We start from the raw sequence: 17,144 nt of genomic DNA on the forward strand, positions 1-17,144 counted from the left end.
TCGCCGCATAGCGGCTAGGCGAAGTTGGAAGAGGGGGAGCGCCCTCACCGCAACAACCGATATTTAACCCCCATCGCCTGCGCCAGGTTGCGCAACCGCCGCTCGACCGTCTCGCCATAAAGGTCGGCGTCCCCGTCGCGCAGTTGCAATTCGATCTGCCCCTCGGTCCGGCTCAGTTGCGACACCGCCAGCGGCCCTTCGACGCCGCCGGACAGGCGCTGGGCCAAACGGATGGCCAGCCCCCACAGCGCCGCCCGGTGCAGCGCTTCGGGCGGCGCCAGCATCTCAACACCCGGGGGACAACTCATGCCCCCGCCAAAATGGCTGTAGAGCGCCTGCGCTAGCATCCCCCGCTCCGGCGCGGTGATCCCCACCCAATTGCTGTGCAGCGCAATCTCGACACCCCGTTCGGCCCGGAAATCGGGGTTCGCGCGCCATCCCACATCGGCCAGCAGGCAGGCGGCCCGGCGGATGCGCCGCGCTGCGGCATCGTCATCGGCAAACAAGGGGGCGATCCATTTGTCGATCCGGTCGCCGTGGCCGCGAAAGCGCGCCTGCGCCTCCCCTTCCGCCTCCGCCGCGACCAGCAGCGGATCATCCGCCCGGATATCTTCGGGCAAAGCCTCATAGAGCAGCCCTTCGCGCAGGCCATAGGCCGACACGACCAGTCGGCTCGCCTTCAACTGCCGCACCACGACGGACAGCAAGGCGGCTGCATCGGGCAGCGTCGGCACGCGCGATCCCGTCATCGCCGGGATCTGCTTCAACCGCGTCCGGTCGACATGGCTGACGATCCGGGTCAGTTGCTCGGCCCGCGCCGCCGTCATCTCATATTGGTGGACGACCGGCAGCGGAAAGCTGGTCAACTGCATGTCGAACCGCGCCAGCGCGCGCCAAGACCCGCCGACCAGGTAAAAGGGCAGGTCCGGCTCCGGCGTCCATCCCGCCTTCTCCAGCATCTTGACCACGATCCGCTCCAGCATCCGCGGCCCCTTGGCCCGGATTTGCGGCAGGCGCAGAACGCCCAGCGGCAGCGAAATCGTCTGCTCCACCACCCCGCCCCGAATCCGCGCCAGCTCCAGGCTGCCGCCGCCCAGATCGCCGACGATCCCGTCCGCATCGGGAATGCCCGACAGCACCCCCATCGCCGCGCCGATCGCCTCCTGCGCCCCGGTCAGCAGTTCCACGGTCAGGCCCATAGCCTTGGCGCGCGCGATGAACTCTGGCCCATTGGTCGCATCGCGCACCGCGGCGGTGGCGACGCAGCGTATCTCGCTCACCTTCATCGCCCGGCACAGATGGGCAAAGCGGCTTACGGCGCGCAGCCCCCGGTCCATCGCCTCCGGCTCGATCGCGCCCGTCCTGGCCAGCGACGCGCCCAGTCCCGCCATCACCTTCTCATTGAACAGGGTGAAGGGGATACGGCGCGGCCCGTCATAGATGACCAGGCGCACGCTGTTCGACCCAATGTCGATGATCGCGGTGCGCGCATGCGCCGGTTGCGGGGACGTCGCCATGCTTTCGGCGGCGGCGCGCACGCGGCTGAGCATCGAATTCATCAGGCGCGCCCACGCAGGCGCAATGTCGGCACCGCTTCATTGTCCAGCGCCGCGCCGCGCCCGGACAGCGACGGGTTGGTCATAAAATAACGGTGCAGGTTGAACGGCTTCTCACCCGCGTCCAGCCGGGTATACTGGCCCTCGCTGTCGAGCGACCAGCTCTGTTCGCTGTCGATCAGGTTGGCGACCATCACCTGGTCCAATATCTGGTCATGCACCGTCGGATTCTCGATCGGCGCCATGAACTCGACCCGCCGGTCGAAATTGCGCTGCATCCAGTCGGCCGAGCTGATGAACACCTTCGCCCCATTATTGGGCAGCGCCTTGCCGTTGCCGAACACCGCGATGCGGCTATGCTCCAGAAAGCGCCCGACGATCGACTTGACCCGGATATTCTCCGACATGCCAGGCACGCCAGGCCGCAGGCAGCATATGCCGCGCACGATCAGGTCGATCTGCACCCCCGCATTGCTTGCCGCATACAGCTTCTCGATGATCGCCGGATCGACCACGCTGTTCATCTTCGCCCAGATATTGCCCGGCCGCCCGGCGCGGGCATGGTCGATTTCCGCGTCGATCAGGCGGCACAGCGTATCGCGTAGATCGCGCGGCGACATGACCAGCTTCTCCAGCCGCTCCGGCTCGACATAGCCGGTGATGTAGTTGAACAGCGCGGCGGCGTCGCGGCTATAGGCCGGGTCGGCCGTGAAGAAGCTGAGGTCGGTATAAATCCGCGCCGTAATCGGGTGATAATTGCCCGTCCCGAAATGGCAGTAGCTGCGAAACTGCTCGCCCTCGCGACGGATTACCATGGAAATCTTGGCGTGGGTCTTCCAGTCGATAAAGCCATAGACCACCTGCACGCCCGCCCGCTCCAGCGCGTCGGCCCACATGAGGTTCTGCTCCTCGTCGAACCGCGCCTTCAACTCGACCACCGCGGTCACCGACTTGCCCGCCTCCGCCGCGTCGATCAGCGCGCGGATGATCGCCGACTGCTTGCCCGCGCGATACAGCGTCTGCTTGATCGCCACCACATCCGGGTCGATCGCCGCCTGTTTCAAGAAGGATACGACGACGTCGAACGCCTCATAGGGATGATGAACGACGATGTCCTTGGCGCGGATCGCGGCGAAGCAATCGCCGCCATATTCGCGGATACGTTCGGGGAAGCGCGGCACATAGGGTTCGAACTTCAAATCGGGCCGGTCGGCATCTACGATGCCGGACAGGTCGCTTATGCCGACAAACCCCTCGACCTCGACCACCACCGCCTCATGGCCCTGGAGCATGTCCTGCAACATCTCCTCGACCGGTGCGGGGATGCGCTCCTCAATCTCCATGCGGATCACCCGGCCGCGCCGCCGCCGCTTGATCGCGCTGCGGAAATGGCGGACTAGATCTTCGGCTTCTTCTTCGATTTCGATGTCGCTGTCGCGGATGATGCGGAACACGCCGCTGTTGCGGACGCGATAGCCGGGGAACAGGTCCGCCGAAAAGCGCCGGATCACCGCCTCCAGCGCCATGTAGCGCGCCAGATCGCCCGGAATCCGCACGAACCGCGCCAGCGTCGGCGGGATCATCACCAGTTCGCGAATCGGCTGCTTGTCCGACAATCGCTCCAGGTCGAAGATGATCGACAGCCCCTGATTGGGGATGAAGGGAAAGGGATGCGCCGGGTCCAGCGCCTGGGGCGTCAGGATCGGGAAAATCTGCGTCAGGAAATGCTCGCGCAGCCACTGGTCGCAGGCTTCGTCCATTTCGCTGCTTGGCCCGATCACCTCGATGCCCACCTGCGCCAGTTCGTCATGCACCGCGCCCCACACCTTCTGCTGCGCCAGCATCAGCCGGGTGCTTTCCTCGCTGATCGCGCCGAGTTGCTGTGCAGGGGTCAGCCCGTCGGCGGAGCGCAGGTCGACATCCTGCAACTGCTGCCCCTTCAGCCCCGCGACCCGGACGGAGAAGAATTCATCCATGTTCGCGCCGGATATCGACAGGAAGCGCAGCCGCTCCAGCAGCGGATGGGCGCGATTCATCGCCTCCTCCAGCACGCGCTGGTTGAACGCCAGCCAGGACAGCTCGCGGTTGAAATAACGGTCGCTGGGCAGCGCCAGGCTGGCGGAGGGATCGGCTTCGGCCACGGATTACTCGCGTTGCAGAGGGGGGGGATCGGGCGGGACTATAGGCAGAAAGCCTGCGGATTGCAGAGCCTCTTTCGCCAGTGCGACAGAAATCTTGCGTCCAGATGACAATGCGGCCTGATCCAGCAGACGCGTGACCGCGGCAATGGCGCCATAGCTGCGTTCGACCCGGCGCACCAGCCATTCGGGCAGGTCGGCGGCATAGCTTGCGCCTGCGGTGTCGAACGCTCGCTCGATCAGCGCGCGGGCCAGCGCCTCGTCCGGCTCGTTTATCGCGACATGGGGCGCGGCCGCCAGCCGCGATCGCAGATCGGGCAGCGCCACGGTCCAGGTCGCCGGCGGCGCATTCCCCACCATCAGCAATGGCCGCCGTTCGGTCTGCGCCGCGTTCCAGGCATGGAACAGCCGATGCTCATCCTGCCCTTGCGCATCATCAATGATGTCGCCGCCGCTCATCCGCGCGAAATGGCGCGCCAGCGTCGATCGGCCGGACCGCGGCGGGCCGATCAGCACGCTCACCGACAGCGGCCATTCGCGCCAGCGTTCCAGATGCGCGACAGCCTGCGCATTGGCGTCGCTGACCAGAAAGTCGCCATCATTTGGCCCCCCATGCCATTCGAAGGGCAGGCTGATCTGGCTCATTGCGGGGGCGGGGACGCCTGTCGCCGCGTGATCCGCAACGTCGTGCCGGAGACCGCCACATTATACCCCCGCGCCTGCAATCCCGCGCGCAGCATGTCGGCCGTGCCGTCGAACGTCACCTGCATCACCGACGTGCCCCCCAGCGCCAGGCTGCTGGTATTGGCGACCCGCACGCCGGGGATCGACCGCACCGTGGATTCGCCCGCACCGATCGATCCGACATCGGGCGTGTCGAACTGGATAGAGAAGCTCGTGCCAGTCGTGACTACGCCCGGCAATTCCACCGCCTCGACCGGCGCCTCTGTCGCATTCTCGATCTCCAGCGCGGCCGGATCGACCGGCTCCTCGATGATCAGCGACGGGTCGGGCCGCAAACGGCCATCGTTGAGCGCCCGGATATAGAGTTCGTCGATCCGGCGCGCGCCTTCGTCCAGCATCTTGGCCAGGCCGCTGTCGTTCGACGCGCGCAGCGTCACGCTGCCGATCAGGCTGTTGTCGGGACCATAGCGCGCGGTGAAGGTGCCGGTCACTGGCCCGCCGGGATAGGCGCGGTCCAGCCGCGCGATCGGGATCACCACGTCGGCCGCGCCATATTGGTCGAGCAGTACGCGCCACCAAAGCCGCCCGCGCCGCCCGGTCTGGCCGGCGTTAAGCAGGATGGGATCGGCAATCGATCCCGCCACCCGCACATAATCGATCGCGCTGTCGCCGGTGCGATATCGCGCCCAGGCCTTCTGCCATTCATTGGTACGCTCATAGGACACGGCCGATCCGCCGTCCCACAGCACCGGAATCACCAGCAAAGGCGGCGATCGCATCACATTGCCCGACACGCCCAGCAGCGCGCCCGTCCGCGCCCGGTCGAACAATATGCCCAGTGTCGCGACATAGCGCGTCGGCCCGGCCTGCTCATACTCGATCTCGATGCCCGAAATCATCGCTTCTAGCTGCGAATCGGACAGGGCCGGCGCGCCGCCGCCGCCATGGGTGCGGGTCCACAGCATCCGCCAGGCCTGCCGCTGCGCCATGCGCCATCCGGCATAGCGGGCCGTATCGGCATCCCTGGCGAACACATCGACCTTGACCCCGCGCACCTCGAAATCGCCGCCGCTGGCGATCGGCGGCACCCCGCGCTCCCCCTCCATCTGCGCGAACAGCGCCGCGGCGGCGAGGCCCAGCGCGATGGCGATCGCGATCTGGACCGGCCGCGAGAGCAGGCGCAACAGGGCTGCGGGGCGGGAAATGGTCTGGCTCAGGCTCACGCGCGCCCTTTTGGCGACAATTGCCCGACATGCCAAGCGTGAACCCAAGCGACCTTCCGTTTTCGCGCCGCTTGCTCTACGGGCCGTCCCCATGAGCGAGAACGAATCCTATAGCTACGCCAAGGCCGGCGTCGACATCGCCGCGGGCAACGCCCTTGTCCGCGCCATCGCGCCCCTGGCCAAGGCCACCCGCCGCCCCGGCGCCGACGCCGAACTGGGCGGCTTTGGCGGCTTTTTCGACCTCAAGGCCGCGGGCTTTGATGATCCCCTGCTGGTTGCCGCCAATGACGGCGTCGGCACCAAGCTGAAACTCGCGATCGACCATGACCGCCATGATGGCGTGGGCATCGACCTGGTCGCCATGTGCGCCAACGACCTGATCGTCCAGGGCGCCGAACCCCTCTTCTTCCTCGACTATTACGCCACCGGCAAGCTGGAGAGCGGCGTCGCCGAGCGCGTCATCGCCGGCATCGCGCAGGGCTGCCGCATGGCCGGCTGCGCGCTGATCGGCGGCGAAACCGCCGAGATGCCCGGCATGTACGCCGATGGCGACTATGACCTGGCCGGCTTCTGCGTCGGTGCGGTCGAACGGACGAAGGTTCTGACCGGCAATCGCGTCAAGCCCGGCGACGTCCTGATCGGCCTCGCCTCCTCCGGCGTCCACTCAAACGGCTTTTCGCTGGTCCGTCGCCTCGCCGCCGACAAGGGATGGCGGCTCGATCGCCCGGCGATCTTCGATCAGGACCTGCTGCTGATCGACGCGCTGATGGCGCCGACCAAAATTTACGTGAAAAGCCTGCTGCCGCTGGTCCGCGCCGGCATGATCCACGCGCTCGCCCACATCACCGGGGGCGGCCTGCTGGAAAATATCCCCCGCGTCCTGCCCGACGACTGCCATGCTACGGTCGACGCCGACGCCTGGGAACAGCCGCGCCTGATGGCCTTCCTCCAGGCGCAGGGCCATATCGAACCGGCGGAAATGGCGCGCACCTTCAACTGCGGCGTCGGCATGGTGCTGGCCGTGGACGAAGCCCATGTCGCCGCCGTCACCAAGGCGCTGGAGGATGCGGGCGAAACCGCCTTCCGCATCGGCGAAGTCCAGGCGGGGGACAAGGGCTGCACCGTGCGCGGCTCCACCGAAACCTGGAGCGCCAAGGCCGACTGGTCGGCGACGCATCTGGGCTAACATGTCCACCCTCCGTTCGTTTCGAGCGAAGTCGAGAAACGGTCGCGCCAGGGTTCTCGACTTCGCCCGAACCGAACGGAAGTTGTTATGCACAAAGCAAAAGTCGGCGTCCTGATTTCCGGCCGCGGCTCCAACATGGCGGCCCTGCTCTACGCGGCGAAGGCGGACGACTGCCCCTATGAGATCGTCCTGGTCGCCGCCAACGATCCGCAAGCCCCCGGCCTGACCCTCGCCGCCGCAGAGGGTATCGCGACCTTTGGCCAGAGCCATAAAGGCCTCAAGCGCGCCGAATTCGACCAGATCATCGACGCGCAACTCCGCGCCGCGGGCGCACACTATGTCGCCCTCGCCGGTTACATGCGCCTGCTCTCGCCCGAATTCGTATCGGCATGGGACGGCCGGATGCTCAACATCCACCCCAGCCTGTTGCCCAAATATAAGGGCCTCGACACTCACCAGCGCGCGATCGACGCGGGCGACAGCCATGCCGGCTGCTCGGTCCATATCGTCACCGCCGAATTGGACGATGGTCCGGTGCTGGGCCAGACCCCGGTGGCGATCCTGCCCGGCGATAGCGCGGATAGCCTCGCCGCCCGCATCCTGATCGCCGAACATCAGCTCTATTCCCGCACCCTCGCCGCCTTCGTCACCCGCGACCGCCAGCCCGACTGGCTGCTGAACAAGGTGCGCGAAACAGCGCTCGCCCTGCCGCAGGCGGACGAGATCGTCTCGCACGGCATGCCGTGCTTCGGCATCGTGAAGGGCAAGAAATTTGCCTACTTCACCCGCGACCATCATGGCGACGGCATCATCGCCATCCTCGTCAAAACCACCGCGCCGGAAGAACAGGCGACCCTGATGGAAGCCGACCCGGACCGCTATTACCGCCCCGCCTATTTCGGGGCCGACTGGGTCGGCATCCGCCTCGACCTGGGTGACACCGACTGGGACCATATCGCGGACCGCCTCCGCGCCAGCTGGCGCCAGATCGCGCCCAAGACGCTGCTGGGCCTCATGGAAATCGCGGAAGACTTTTGATCCTCTTCCTTTTGCCCGGTTCGATCCCCATAGAGTTGAGCCATGACCGACAGCCCAGCCCCCGCGATCGAAATCCGCAACCTCACCAAAGTCTATAAGGGCGGCAAGCGCGCGCTTGACGGCATCAACCTGTCGATCCCGCGCGGCCAGATCTACGGCCTGCTTGGCCCCAACGGCGCGGGCAAATCGACCACGATCAACATTCTGGCGGGCATGGTGAACAAGAGCGCAGGCGACGTCAGCATCTGGGGCTTCGACATCGACGCCCACCCCCGCAACGCGAAAAACTCGATCGGCATCGTGCCGCAGGAAATTGTCTTCGATCCCTTCTTCACCCCGTTCGAGACGCTGGAAAACACCGCCGGCTTCTACGGGGTGCCCAAGGACCGCCGCCGCACGATGGAATTGCTGCGCGCGGTGCATCTGGACGACAAGGCCCATGCCTATGCCCGCACGCTGTCGGGGGGCATGAAGCGCCGCCTGCTGGTGGCCAAGGCGATGGTGCACAGCCCGCCGATCCTGGTGCTGGACGAACCGACTGCGGGCGTGGACGTGCAATTGCGCCAGCAGCTTTGGGAATATGTCCGCGAATTGAACGCCCTGGGCGTGACGATTGTGCTGACCACCCATTATCTGGAAGAAGCCGAGCAATTGTGCGACCGCATCGGCATCATCAACCATGGCCAGCTCATCACCGACAAGCCGACCCGCGAATTGCTGGCGATGGCGCAGGAAAAGGTCGTTCAGGTCACGGTGGATCGCGACGTGACGATGATCCCCGACGCCCCCTGTTTCGAGAAAATAGACCTGTCGGACGACCGCACCCTGACCATCACCTATATGAAGGACCGCGCCAATGCCGGCCAGGTGCTCAGCGCCGTGCAGGCTAGCGGGCTGGCGATCGTGGACGTGGTGACCCGCGACCCGGATTTGGAGGATGTGTTCCTGAATTTGACGGCGGCGGCCGAGTGACTCCCCCTCCCGCAAGCGGGAGGGGGCTGGGGGGTGGGCCAGCGCCAACCTTCAAACAAAGGGATACCGCTCGCGCAAAATCTTTGAGGAATGAAGCCTCACTACCCGAACGGTTGCTGTGGCAACATCTGCGCAACCGCCAATTAAACGGTCATAAGTTTAGCCGCCAAATGCCTATCGGCCCCTATTCCGCTGACTTCCTCTGCCGAGAAGCCAAATTGATTGTTGAATTGGATGGCCATAGCCATGGCTTCAGCGCCGACTATGACGCGCGCCGGGACAAATATTGCCGCAGGGAAGGGTTCACAATCTTGCGCTTTTCAAATGCAGATGTGATGGGGCACCTGGACGGCGTTCTGTCGCGAATTATCGCCACCCTTGCGCAGGCCCACCCCCGGCCCCTCCCGCAAGCGGGAGGGGAGCAGGAACAATAATGACCACCACCACCCATGACGTCATCATCATCGGTTCCGGCGCGGCGGGGCTGACGGCCGCCATCAACCTTGCGCAGGATCGCAAGGTGCTGGTGCTGGCCAAGGGCGCGCTGGATGGCGGGTCCACCAACTGGGCGCAAGGCGGCATTGCCGCCGTACTCGACGCCGGTGACAGTTTCGAGGCGCATGTCGAAGATACGATGGTCGCAGGCGCGGGCCTCAACGATCGCGCCACGGTCGAGTTCGTCGTGTCCGAAGCCCCCGCCGCCATCGATCGTCTTGCTGCGCTCGGCGTGCCCTTCAACGGGGGCGAGGAGTTTGGCGAGCGCTGGCACCTGACGCGCGAAGGCGGGCACAGCCACCGCCGCATCATCCATGTCGATGACGCCACCGGCCATGCGGTGCAGGTCGCCCTGCTCAAGGCCGCGCGCGCCAATCCCAACATCACGTTGATGGAGGATATGGTCGCGATCGACCTCATCACCTCGCGGCATGGGGAACGCTATTCAGGCGACGGCCATGTCTGGGGCGTCTATGCCTTCAACAAGAAGACCAAGCGGGTCGACGCGCTGCTGGGCCGGGCGACGATCCTGTGCACCGGCGGCGCGGGCCGCACCTATCTCTTTTCGACAGCGCCCAGGGGAGCGACCGGCGACGGCATCGCCATGGCCTGGCGCGCGGGGTGCCGCGTGTCGAACATGGAAATGAACCAGTTCCACCCGACCTGCCTCTACAATCTGGAGATCAAGAATTTCCTGATTACCGAAGCGGTGCGCGGCGAAGGCGGACACCTGAAACTCCCCCCCGGCGTGCCGGGCGGCGGCGAGCGGTTCATGCCCCGCTTCGACCCGCGCGAGGAACTGGCCCCGCGCGATATCGTCGCCCGCGCCATCGACCATGAGATCAAGCGGCTTGGCCTCGACTATGTCCATCTCGACATCAGCCATAAAGACCCCGCTTTCGTGCGGCATCACTTCCCGACCATCTACGCGCGGCTGCTGGATCTCGACATCGACATCACGAAGGAGCCGATCCCGGTCGTCCCCGCGCAACATTATACCTGCGGCGGCGTGGTGATCGACCTGGACGGCCGCACCGACCTGCCGGGCCTCTATGCGGCGGGCGAAGTCAGCGAGAGCGGCCTCCATGGAGCGAACCGCCTCGCCTCCAACTCGCTGCTCGAATGTTTCGTCTTCGGCGAAGCGGCGGCCAAGCATATCCGCGCGCATTGGGACGATCTGCCCGCCCCCCCGCCAATTCGGCCGTGGGACGAAAGCCGCGTTACCAACAGCGACGAGGAAGTCATCGTCCAGCACAACTGGAAGGAAATCCGTCGCTTCATGTGGGACTATGTCGGCATCGTCCGCACCACCAAGCGGCTGGAGCGCGCGCAGCATCGCGTCACCCTGCTGGCGCAGGAGGTGGACGACTATTATGGCAATTTCCGAGTCACCCCCGACCTCATCGAACTGCGCAACCTGCTCGAAGTCGCCCGGCTGATTGTCCGCTCCGCCCTCCATCGCAGGGAAAGCCGGGGCCTGCACTATATACTCGACTATCCCGAAACCTTGGCGCAGGCGGTGGACACGGTATTGGCGCCTTAAGGCCGACGGCTCTTTCCTACAGTCGCTTTCCAGGACATGATCCGACCCATGTCACGCCGCCAGAAATGCCTTCAACGCCGCATTGAAGCGCGTCGGCTGGTCGCCCATGACCATATGACCGCTCGGCCCGATCGGCTTGAGCAAAGCGGCTTTGCACGGCGCATAGGCGGTCCGGAACCGGCTGGTGATAGCGGCGGCCTGCTCGGCATCGCTGCCGACCGCATAGACGACCTCCAACGGTGCGGCGAGCCGCGGCAATTGGGGCGTCAGATCGATATTCGCCAGGTCGCGCAGCGCATTGGCGATGACATCGGGGTCGCTGCCCTTGGCACCCGGCGTCTGCGCCACCATCTGCGCCAGATAGCGCCGCCCCGCCAACGTGCCGGTCAGATAACCGCTCAACTGGTCGGCCAGAAAGCCCATGCCGCTGGCCGTCCCGCCGACCATCGCTGCCCCGGCGGGCAGCATGTCGACCACCATCACTCGCCGCGCCAGGCCTTTGAGGCCCAGCAGCATCGCCAGCGTGCCGCCCATGCTATGCCCCACAATTGCCGGCCGCTTCAGCCCGGCCGCGGCGATATAGCGGGCGATCTCGTCGGCGACCGGCTGGACCAGCGCGCCGCTGGCATTGGCTTCCGCCGCCAGCCCCGCAAAACCGCGCACATGGACCAGATGATAGCGATAGCCCGGCACCCCACCCAGCACGCCGTTCCAGATGCCCGGACCACTGGCCAGACCGGGGATCAGGACGACATCGGGCCCCTCGCCCCGCACATTCAACGCGATCCGCCGCGACACGAACGGCGCGGCCTGCGCCACCCCACTCCACATCGCACCACCCACAGCCAGCGCACCTATCATCAGCGCGCGCCTGTCCATTCTTATATCGATCATGCCGCCTTCTTGCCCGGCCGGTCCTGAACCGCAACTGAGCGATGTCGCATCCGATCAATCGGTTGCATCGTTCATCCTCCTTACATCGCATTTGTGGAATCATTCGTCGCATGGGTCTTGCCGGGCCACCAGCCGCCCGCCCCTATGACGCCAAGAGAGTGCGGGGACGCTAATGACATTACCTAAAAGCCGGCGCGGTTCTGCGCGCCTGGTCCTGTTGATTGCGGCGCTGTCGGCCTGTGTGAGCGCGCCAGAGCCGCCAGCGGCGCAGGCAGCCGCCGCGCCCCCGCAAAAGCCGCAACCCACCACCAATACTTGGCCGATCCGTCAGGTCGCCAATCCGCCCCTCCCCTATCGCGATATCGACCGGAATGAAACGCCGCCCCCGGCGCTCGTCAGTGTCGTGCGCAATCTGGGCCAGAGCTTCAACGGCAAGGTCGGCATCGCCGTCCGCCGGATCGGCGCGGACTGGACCGTGGCGTGGAACGGCACCGCCCTGTTCCCGCAGCAGAGCGTGTCCAAACTTTGGGTGGCGATGACCTTTCTGGACGCAGTCGATCGCGGCAAATTGCGCATCACCGATACGACCACGATCACCCGCAACGACCTGACCCTGTTCCACCAGCCGACCGCAGCGCTGGTCGCCAAGGAGGGCGGCTGGACCACCAGCTATTCCGACCTGATGCGCCGCGCGATGACGCAGAGCGACAATACCGCCAACGACACGCTGCTGCGCGCGGTCGGCGGACCGGAAGCGGTGCGCAGCTTTCTGGCGCGGCGTATGATCAAGGATATTCGCTTTGGGCCGGGCGAACGGCTGTTGCAATCAGCCACCGCCGGGATGGACTGGCGGCAGGATTACTCCATCGGCCGCAACTTCTACGCCGCCCGCAACAAATTGCCCATGTCGGTGCGGGTGAAGGCGCTCGACAATTATCTCGCCAGCCCACCCGACGGCGCGGCCCCTTCCTCGATCGTCCAGGCGCTGGCGAAGCTCAAGCAGAACCAGATGCTTTCCCCCGCTTCCTCCCGCCTGTTGCTGTCGATCATGGCGGAGGCGAAGACCGGACCGCAGCGGATCAAAGGCGGGGTGCCGCCGGGCTGGCACTATCTGCACAAGACCGGCACCGGTCAGGATCTGCCGCCCCGTTCGACCGGTTTCAACGATATCGGCATCATGACCGCGCCCGACGGTGCCAGCTATGCCGTGGCGGTCATGATCGGATCGACCACCGTCGGCATACCGGAACGCTGGGCGCTGATGCAGGCGGTGGCCAAAGCGGTCGCGGCGAACCACGAAACGCGCTGAGCGATCAGAAGCGCCGCACCACGCCCAGATAGACCTGGCTGTCCGCGCTGTCCGCGTTCAGCCCGATATTGGCGCCGATATCGACCTGCACATCGTCCGACGGCTGCCAGGCGAAGGACAGGCCGCCCAGCGCTTCGGTGGCATGACCGTCCGGGTCTTCGTCGCGCGTCACCTGCGCCTCGATCGATCCCGACACGCTGTCGCTGAGCGTAAAGCCCAGTCCTGCGACGCTGCCATATGCGATATGGCGGCCATCACGATCCCCATCGACCGCCGCGTCGATTTCCGGTGTCAGGCCCAGCGAAAAGCCGCCGCCCAGGTCGAAACTCACCGGCACGATCAGCCCCGCGCCCCAGTCGCCATCCCCAATCGCCGATCCGCCCGTCGGCAAGGAGACATAGGGCATGATCGCGATCGAAAAGCCTGATCCATCGGGGTTGGACAGGTTCCGGCGCAGCGCCACCAGCACGTCGCCCACCCCTTTATCCTTCTCGACGGCACCGCTCAGACGATCGCGGATGCGCACATGGCCATAGGCGGTCCAGCCGATCTGCGCCTCCAGATGATCGCCCAGTCCCAGCCGCACCAGCGCGTCGCCCGCCTGGATCGTGTCGGTCCGGCTCGCCGCATCCTGCTGCCGGGTCCAATCGCCCAGCCCCAGTTCCACCACCAAGCGCCCTTGGTCCACGGTGCAGGCTGGCGTGCCCAGGCCCGGCCGGTCGGCGCACAGATCGCGCGCCTCCTGCGCCATCGCCATGCCCGGCGCAAAGACCAACACGGCCCCCGCCAACCCCATCATCCGCATCATCCGCTGCCCCACTCGCATCATCGTCTCCCCTTGACCGCGACGCTATATGCACTGTCCCATCGGAAATGATGCAGAAATAATGAGGCGTTGCAGCGAGCAAGCCGTCGCGGACAGTCCCATGACCGCTGCCCACTGGAGAGGCGGCGCGTAACCCGCTATCCCCCTCCCCATGACCCAGAATCACCTCTATCTCGTCGATGGCAGCGGCTATATCTTCCGCGCCTATCACCAGCTTCCCCCGCTCACCAACCAGCATGGCCAGCCCGTCGGCGCCGTCTATGGCTATACCACCATGCTGTGGAAACTGGCCGAGGAGCTGGGCAAGGCGGAGGGGCCGACGCATATGGCGGTGATCCTGGACAAGGGATCGCACACCTTCCGCAACGATATGTACGACCAGTATAAGGCGCACCGCCCGCCTGCGCCGGAGGATCTGGTCCCCCAATTCCCCATGATCCGCGACGCCACCCGCGCCTTCTCCCTCCCATGTATCGAGGAAGCCGGGTTCGAGGCGGACGACATCATCGCCACCTACACTAGGGCGGCGGTCGCGGCGGGCTGGCATGTCACCATCGTCAGCTCCGACAAGGATCTGATGCAACTGATCCAGCCTGGCGTCGATATGTACGACACAATGAAGAATGAGCGGCGCGGGGCCGACTATGTGGTCGGCAAATTCGGCGTGCAGCCCGAACAGCTAGGCGACGTACTGGCGCTGATGGGCGACAGCGTGGACAATGTGCCGGGCGTGCCGGGCATCGGCCCCAAGACCGCTTCGAAACTGATAACCGAATATGGCGACCTGGAATCCGTACTGGCCGCCGCGCCCGCCATGAAGAAATCCAAGATGCAGGAAAACCTCATCGCCCATGCCGACATGGCGCGGCTTTCGCGACGGCTGGTGGCGCTGCACGATACGATGGACCTGCCCGAACCGCTGGACGATCTGACGCTCAAGGGCATCCCCAAGGAGCCGTTACAGGAATTCCTGTCGCATCATGGTTTCAAGACGCTGCTGGGTCGCCTCGGCGCGCCCGCCGCCGCCGTCGCGGTGGCCAGCGCCGCGGCCGCTACCTCCGCGCTCACCCCGCCCGCCGCACCGGCCGCTGTGGAACACCCCCCGATCGATTGTGCCCTTTACGAAACCGTTACCACCACAGAGCAACTCGAAGCCTGGATCGCAAATGCCTATGCGCTGGGCGTCGTCGCGGTCGACACCGAAACCGACAGTCTGGACAGCATGGAATCGGGCCTGGTCGGCATCAGCCTGTCCACCGGGCCGGGCCGGGCCTGCTACATCCCGCTCGCCCACCGTTCCGCCGACGACATGTTTGGCGAAGTGCCGCCGCAAATCCCGCTCGACACCGCGATCCGCCTGCTGCGTCCGCTCCTCGCCGACGATGCGGTGCTAAAGGTCGGCCATAATATCAAATATGACCTCAACGTCCTGGCTCGTGTTGGGCTGGAGGTGACGCCGATCGACGATTCGATGGTGATGAGCTTCGACCTCGACGCTGGCAAGTCGCTGGGCGGCCATGGCATGGATGAAGCCGCCAGCGTCCACCTGGCGCACACCTGCATCAGCTTCAAGGAGGTCACCGGCACCGGCAAGAAAGCGATCAGCTTCGCCCATGTGCCCCTCGACCGGGCGACCGCCTATGCCGCGGAAGACGCAGAAGTCACCTGGCGGCTGTGGCACAAGCTGTCGCAGCGCCTGGCGGCCGAGCGCGTTACCCGCGTCTATCAGTTGGTCGACCGGCCGCTGATCCCCGTAGTCGCAGCCATGGAGCGCCATGGGATCAAGGTCGATCGCGAGCAGCTATCGCGCCTGTCCGGCACCTTCTCCCAATCGATGGCGGGACTGGAGGCGGAAATCTTCGACCTGGCCGGCCACCCCTTCACCATCGGCTCGCCCCAGCAGCTGGGCGTCGTCCTGTTCGACGAAATGGGGCTGAAGGGCGGCAAGAAGGGCAAGAGCGGCACCTATTCCACCGACGTCACCGTGCTGGAAAAATTGAAGGCCGAAGGCTCGAAGATCAGCGGGCTGGTGCTGGAATGGCGGCAGCTGTCCAAGCTCAAATCCACCTATACCGACGCCCTGCAACAGCAGGTCAACCCCGACACGGGCCGCGTCCACACCAGCTACAGCCTCACCGGCGCGCAGACTGGAAGGCTGTCCTCGACCGATCCGAACCTTCAGAATATCCCGATCCGCACCGAAATCGGTCGCCAGATCCGCCACGCCTTCGTCGCGGAACCGGGCAATGTCATCCTCGCGGCAGACTATAGCCAGATCGAATTGCGCCTGGCCGCCCATATGGCCGATGTGCCTGCGCTGCGCGACGCTTTCGCGGCGGGCGAGGACATTCACGCCGCCACGGCGCAACAATTGTTCGGGGAGGTCAATCGCGAGACGCGCGGCCGCGCCAAGACGATCAACTTCGCCATCCTCTACGGCATTTCGCGCTGGGGCCTGGCAGGTCGACTAGAGATCAGCGCGGACGAAGCGCAGGACATGATTAGCCGCTATTATGAGCGCTTCCCCGGCATCAGCGTCTATATCAACGAAACGCTGGAAAAGGCGCGCGCCAACGGCTTCACCGAGACGTTGTTCGGCCGCAAGACCTGGTTCCCGCGCATCGCCGCACCGATCCAGCATGAACGGCAGGGCGCCGAACGCGCCGCGATCAACGCCCCGATCCAGGGCACCAGCGCTGACATCATCAAACGGGCGATGGCGCGCATGGGGCCAGCACTGGAGCAGGCGGGGCTAAACCGCGTTCGGATGCTGCTTCAGGTCCATGACGAACTGGTGTTTGAACTGCCAGAAGGCGACGTCGAAGCCGCGAGCGCGGTGATCCGCCGGGTGATGGAAAGCGCCGCCGAACCGATCGTGACGCTCAGCGTCCCGTTGGGCGTGGAGATCGGCACGGGCGCGAGTTGGGGCGCGGCGCATTGATAAACAAAAGGCTGGCCCGGTTGGGCCAGCCTTTTTCAATCGAACAGCTCTTCCAGAAAACTTTTCTTGCGCTTCTTGGGATAGCCCCGCCCGTCATCCCGATAATCGCGATCCGGGCGGTAGCTTGCCTGTCCGAAGGGTGCCGGCTGCGGCGGTGGTGGCGCACCACCACCCTGCCCTGACCGTTCGATGATCTTATCCAGCTCGCCCCGGTCCAGCCAGACGCCCCGGCATTGCGGGCAATAATCGATTTCCACCCCCTGCCGGTCCGTCATCGCCAATCCGACATGACAGACCGGGCAGAGCATGGCCGATACGGCAGCCTGATCCCGCATCCGC

The 17,144-nt window shown here is 65.4% G+C and carries 14 protein-coding genes; 7 read left to right on the forward strand and 7 right to left on the reverse strand.

What is annotated here, in order from left to right; all coding sequences use genetic code 11:
- Positions 1-44 precede the first annotated feature (44 nt).
- The 4 genes from CEQ44_RS19085 to CEQ44_RS19100 are packed head-to-tail and all read right to left on the reverse strand — an operon-like array spanning position 45 to position 5,601.
- Positions 45-1,559, reverse strand: a complete 1,515-nt coding sequence (locus CEQ44_RS19085) for a Ppx/GppA family phosphatase (protein WP_088184829.1) — start codon at positions 1,557-1,559, stop codon at positions 45-47.
- The gene (locus CEQ44_RS19090; RefSeq protein WP_088184828.1) at positions 1,559-3,697 is read right to left on the reverse strand and encodes an RNA degradosome polyphosphate kinase; all 2,139 of its coding nucleotides are present in this window, start codon (positions 3,695-3,697) and stop codon (positions 1,559-1,561) included. The genes CEQ44_RS19085 and CEQ44_RS19090 overlap by 1 nt, the downstream gene beginning before the upstream one ends.
- A gap of 3 nt (positions 3,698-3,700) precedes the next feature.
- The gene (locus CEQ44_RS19095) at positions 3,701-4,339 is read right to left on the reverse strand and encodes a chromosomal replication initiator DnaA (RefSeq protein WP_088184827.1); all 639 of its coding nucleotides are present in this window, start codon (positions 4,337-4,339) and stop codon (positions 3,701-3,703) included.
- Positions 4,336-5,601 (reverse strand): hypothetical protein, encoded by a 1,266-nt coding sequence (locus CEQ44_RS19100; protein ID WP_088184826.1) that lies wholly within the window; start codon positions 5,599-5,601, stop codon positions 4,336-4,338. The genes CEQ44_RS19095 and CEQ44_RS19100 overlap by 4 nt, the downstream gene beginning before the upstream one ends.
- A 91-nt stretch (positions 5,602-5,692) precedes the next feature.
- Here CEQ44_RS19100 and purM point away from each other — a divergent pair, with 91 nt between their 5' ends.
- The 5 genes from purM to nadB all read left to right on the forward strand — a co-directional run bounded on the left by purM (position 5,693) and on the right by nadB (position 10,835).
- The gene (gene purM / locus CEQ44_RS19105) at positions 5,693-6,787 is read left to right on the forward strand and encodes a phosphoribosylformylglycinamidine cyclo-ligase (protein WP_088184825.1); all 1,095 of its coding nucleotides are present in this window, start codon (positions 5,693-5,695) and stop codon (positions 6,785-6,787) included.
- Between the two features lie 87 nt (positions 6,788-6,874).
- Positions 6,875-7,825: a phosphoribosylglycinamide formyltransferase gene (purN, locus tag CEQ44_RS19110; protein WP_088184824.1), complete on the forward strand. Its 951-nt coding sequence runs from the start codon at positions 6,875-6,877 to the stop codon at positions 7,823-7,825.
- Between the two features lie 42 nt (positions 7,826-7,867).
- Positions 7,868-8,797, forward strand: a complete 930-nt coding sequence (locus CEQ44_RS19115; protein ID WP_088184823.1) for an ABC transporter ATP-binding protein — start codon at positions 7,868-7,870, stop codon at positions 8,795-8,797.
- Complete coding sequence (locus CEQ44_RS19120; RefSeq protein ID WP_088184822.1) at positions 8,794-9,231, forward strand: DUF559 domain-containing protein; 438 nt, start codon at positions 8,794-8,796, stop codon at positions 9,229-9,231. The genes CEQ44_RS19115 and CEQ44_RS19120 overlap by 4 nt, the downstream gene beginning before the upstream one ends.
- Complete coding sequence (gene nadB / locus CEQ44_RS19125) at positions 9,231-10,835, forward strand: L-aspartate oxidase (protein WP_088184821.1); 1,605 nt, start codon at positions 9,231-9,233, stop codon at positions 10,833-10,835. The genes CEQ44_RS19120 and nadB overlap by 1 nt, the downstream gene beginning before the upstream one ends.
- A 51-nt stretch (positions 10,836-10,886) precedes the next feature.
- Here the strand turns inward: nadB and CEQ44_RS19130 are convergent, their stop codons facing one another.
- The gene (locus CEQ44_RS19130) at positions 10,887-11,729 is read right to left on the reverse strand and encodes an alpha/beta fold hydrolase (RefSeq protein WP_088184820.1); all 843 of its coding nucleotides are present in this window, start codon (positions 11,727-11,729) and stop codon (positions 10,887-10,889) included.
- A gap of 172 nt (positions 11,730-11,901) precedes the next feature.
- On the opposite strand from CEQ44_RS19130, the gene CEQ44_RS19135 reads away from it, so the two are divergent.
- Positions 11,902-13,038, forward strand: coding sequence for a serine hydrolase (locus CEQ44_RS19135; RefSeq protein ID WP_088184819.1), 1,137 nt, complete (start codon positions 11,902-11,904; stop codon positions 13,036-13,038).
- A gap of 4 nt (positions 13,039-13,042) precedes the next feature.
- Here CEQ44_RS19135 and CEQ44_RS19140 read toward each other — a convergent pair whose 3' ends face one another.
- Positions 13,043-13,843: a transporter gene (locus tag CEQ44_RS19140; protein WP_088184836.1), complete on the reverse strand. Its 801-nt coding sequence runs from the start codon at positions 13,841-13,843 to the stop codon at positions 13,043-13,045.
- Between the two features lie 172 nt (positions 13,844-14,015).
- Here CEQ44_RS19140 and polA point away from each other — a divergent pair, with 172 nt between their 5' ends.
- Positions 14,016-16,805 (forward strand): DNA polymerase I, encoded by a 2,790-nt coding sequence (gene polA, locus CEQ44_RS19145; protein ID WP_088184818.1) that lies wholly within the window; start codon positions 14,016-14,018, stop codon positions 16,803-16,805.
- A gap of 35 nt (positions 16,806-16,840) precedes the next feature.
- Here polA and CEQ44_RS19150 read toward each other — a convergent pair whose 3' ends face one another.
- Positions 16,841-17,140 carry a zf-TFIIB domain-containing protein gene (locus tag CEQ44_RS19150; RefSeq protein WP_088184817.1) on the reverse strand — a complete coding sequence of 100 codons (300 nt, stop codon included), beginning with the start codon at positions 17,138-17,140 and terminating at the stop codon, positions 16,841-16,843.
- Positions 17,141-17,144 lie beyond the last annotated feature (4 nt).

The organism is Sphingobium sp. Z007, assembly GCF_900013425.1.
Classification (GTDB): Bacteria; Pseudomonadota; Alphaproteobacteria; order Sphingomonadales; family Sphingomonadaceae; genus Sphingobium.

What these genes read in the sequence shown, in the direction of transcription:
- CEQ44_RS19085 (WP_088184829.1), bottom strand. Translation starts at nt 1,559, where the DNA reads ATGAATTCGATGCTCAGCCGCGTGCGCGCCGCCGCCGAAAGCATGGCG.
- CEQ44_RS19095 (WP_088184827.1), bottom strand. Translation starts at nt 4,339, where the DNA reads ATGAGCCAGATCAGCCTGCCCTTCGAATGGCATGGGGGGCCAAATGAT.
- CEQ44_RS19130 (WP_088184820.1), bottom strand. Translation starts at nt 11,729, where the DNA reads ATGATCGATATAAGAATGGACAGGCGCGCGCTGATGATAGGTGCGCTG.
- purM (WP_088184825.1), top strand. Translation starts at nt 5,693, where the DNA reads ATGAGCGAGAACGAATCCTATAGCTACGCCAAGGCCGGCGTCGACATC.
- nadB (WP_088184821.1), top strand. Translation starts at nt 9,231, where the DNA reads ATGACCACCACCACCCATGACGTCATCATCATCGGTTCCGGCGCGGCG.
- polA (WP_088184818.1), top strand. Translation starts at nt 14,016, where the DNA reads ATGACCCAGAATCACCTCTATCTCGTCGATGGCAGCGGCTATATCTTC.
- CEQ44_RS19150 (WP_088184817.1), bottom strand. Translation starts at nt 17,140, where the DNA reads ATGCGGGATCAGGCTGCCGTATCGGCCATGCTCTGCCCGGTCTGTCAT.
- CEQ44_RS19140 (WP_088184836.1), bottom strand. Translation starts at nt 13,843, where the DNA reads ATGCGGATGATGGGGTTGGCGGGGGCCGTGTTGGTCTTTGCGCCGGGC.
- purN (WP_088184824.1), top strand. Translation starts at nt 6,875, where the DNA reads ATGCACAAAGCAAAAGTCGGCGTCCTGATTTCCGGCCGCGGCTCCAAC.
- CEQ44_RS19135 (WP_088184819.1), top strand. Translation starts at nt 11,902, where the DNA reads ATGACATTACCTAAAAGCCGGCGCGGTTCTGCGCGCCTGGTCCTGTTG.
- CEQ44_RS19115 (WP_088184823.1), top strand. Translation starts at nt 7,868, where the DNA reads ATGACCGACAGCCCAGCCCCCGCGATCGAAATCCGCAACCTCACCAAA.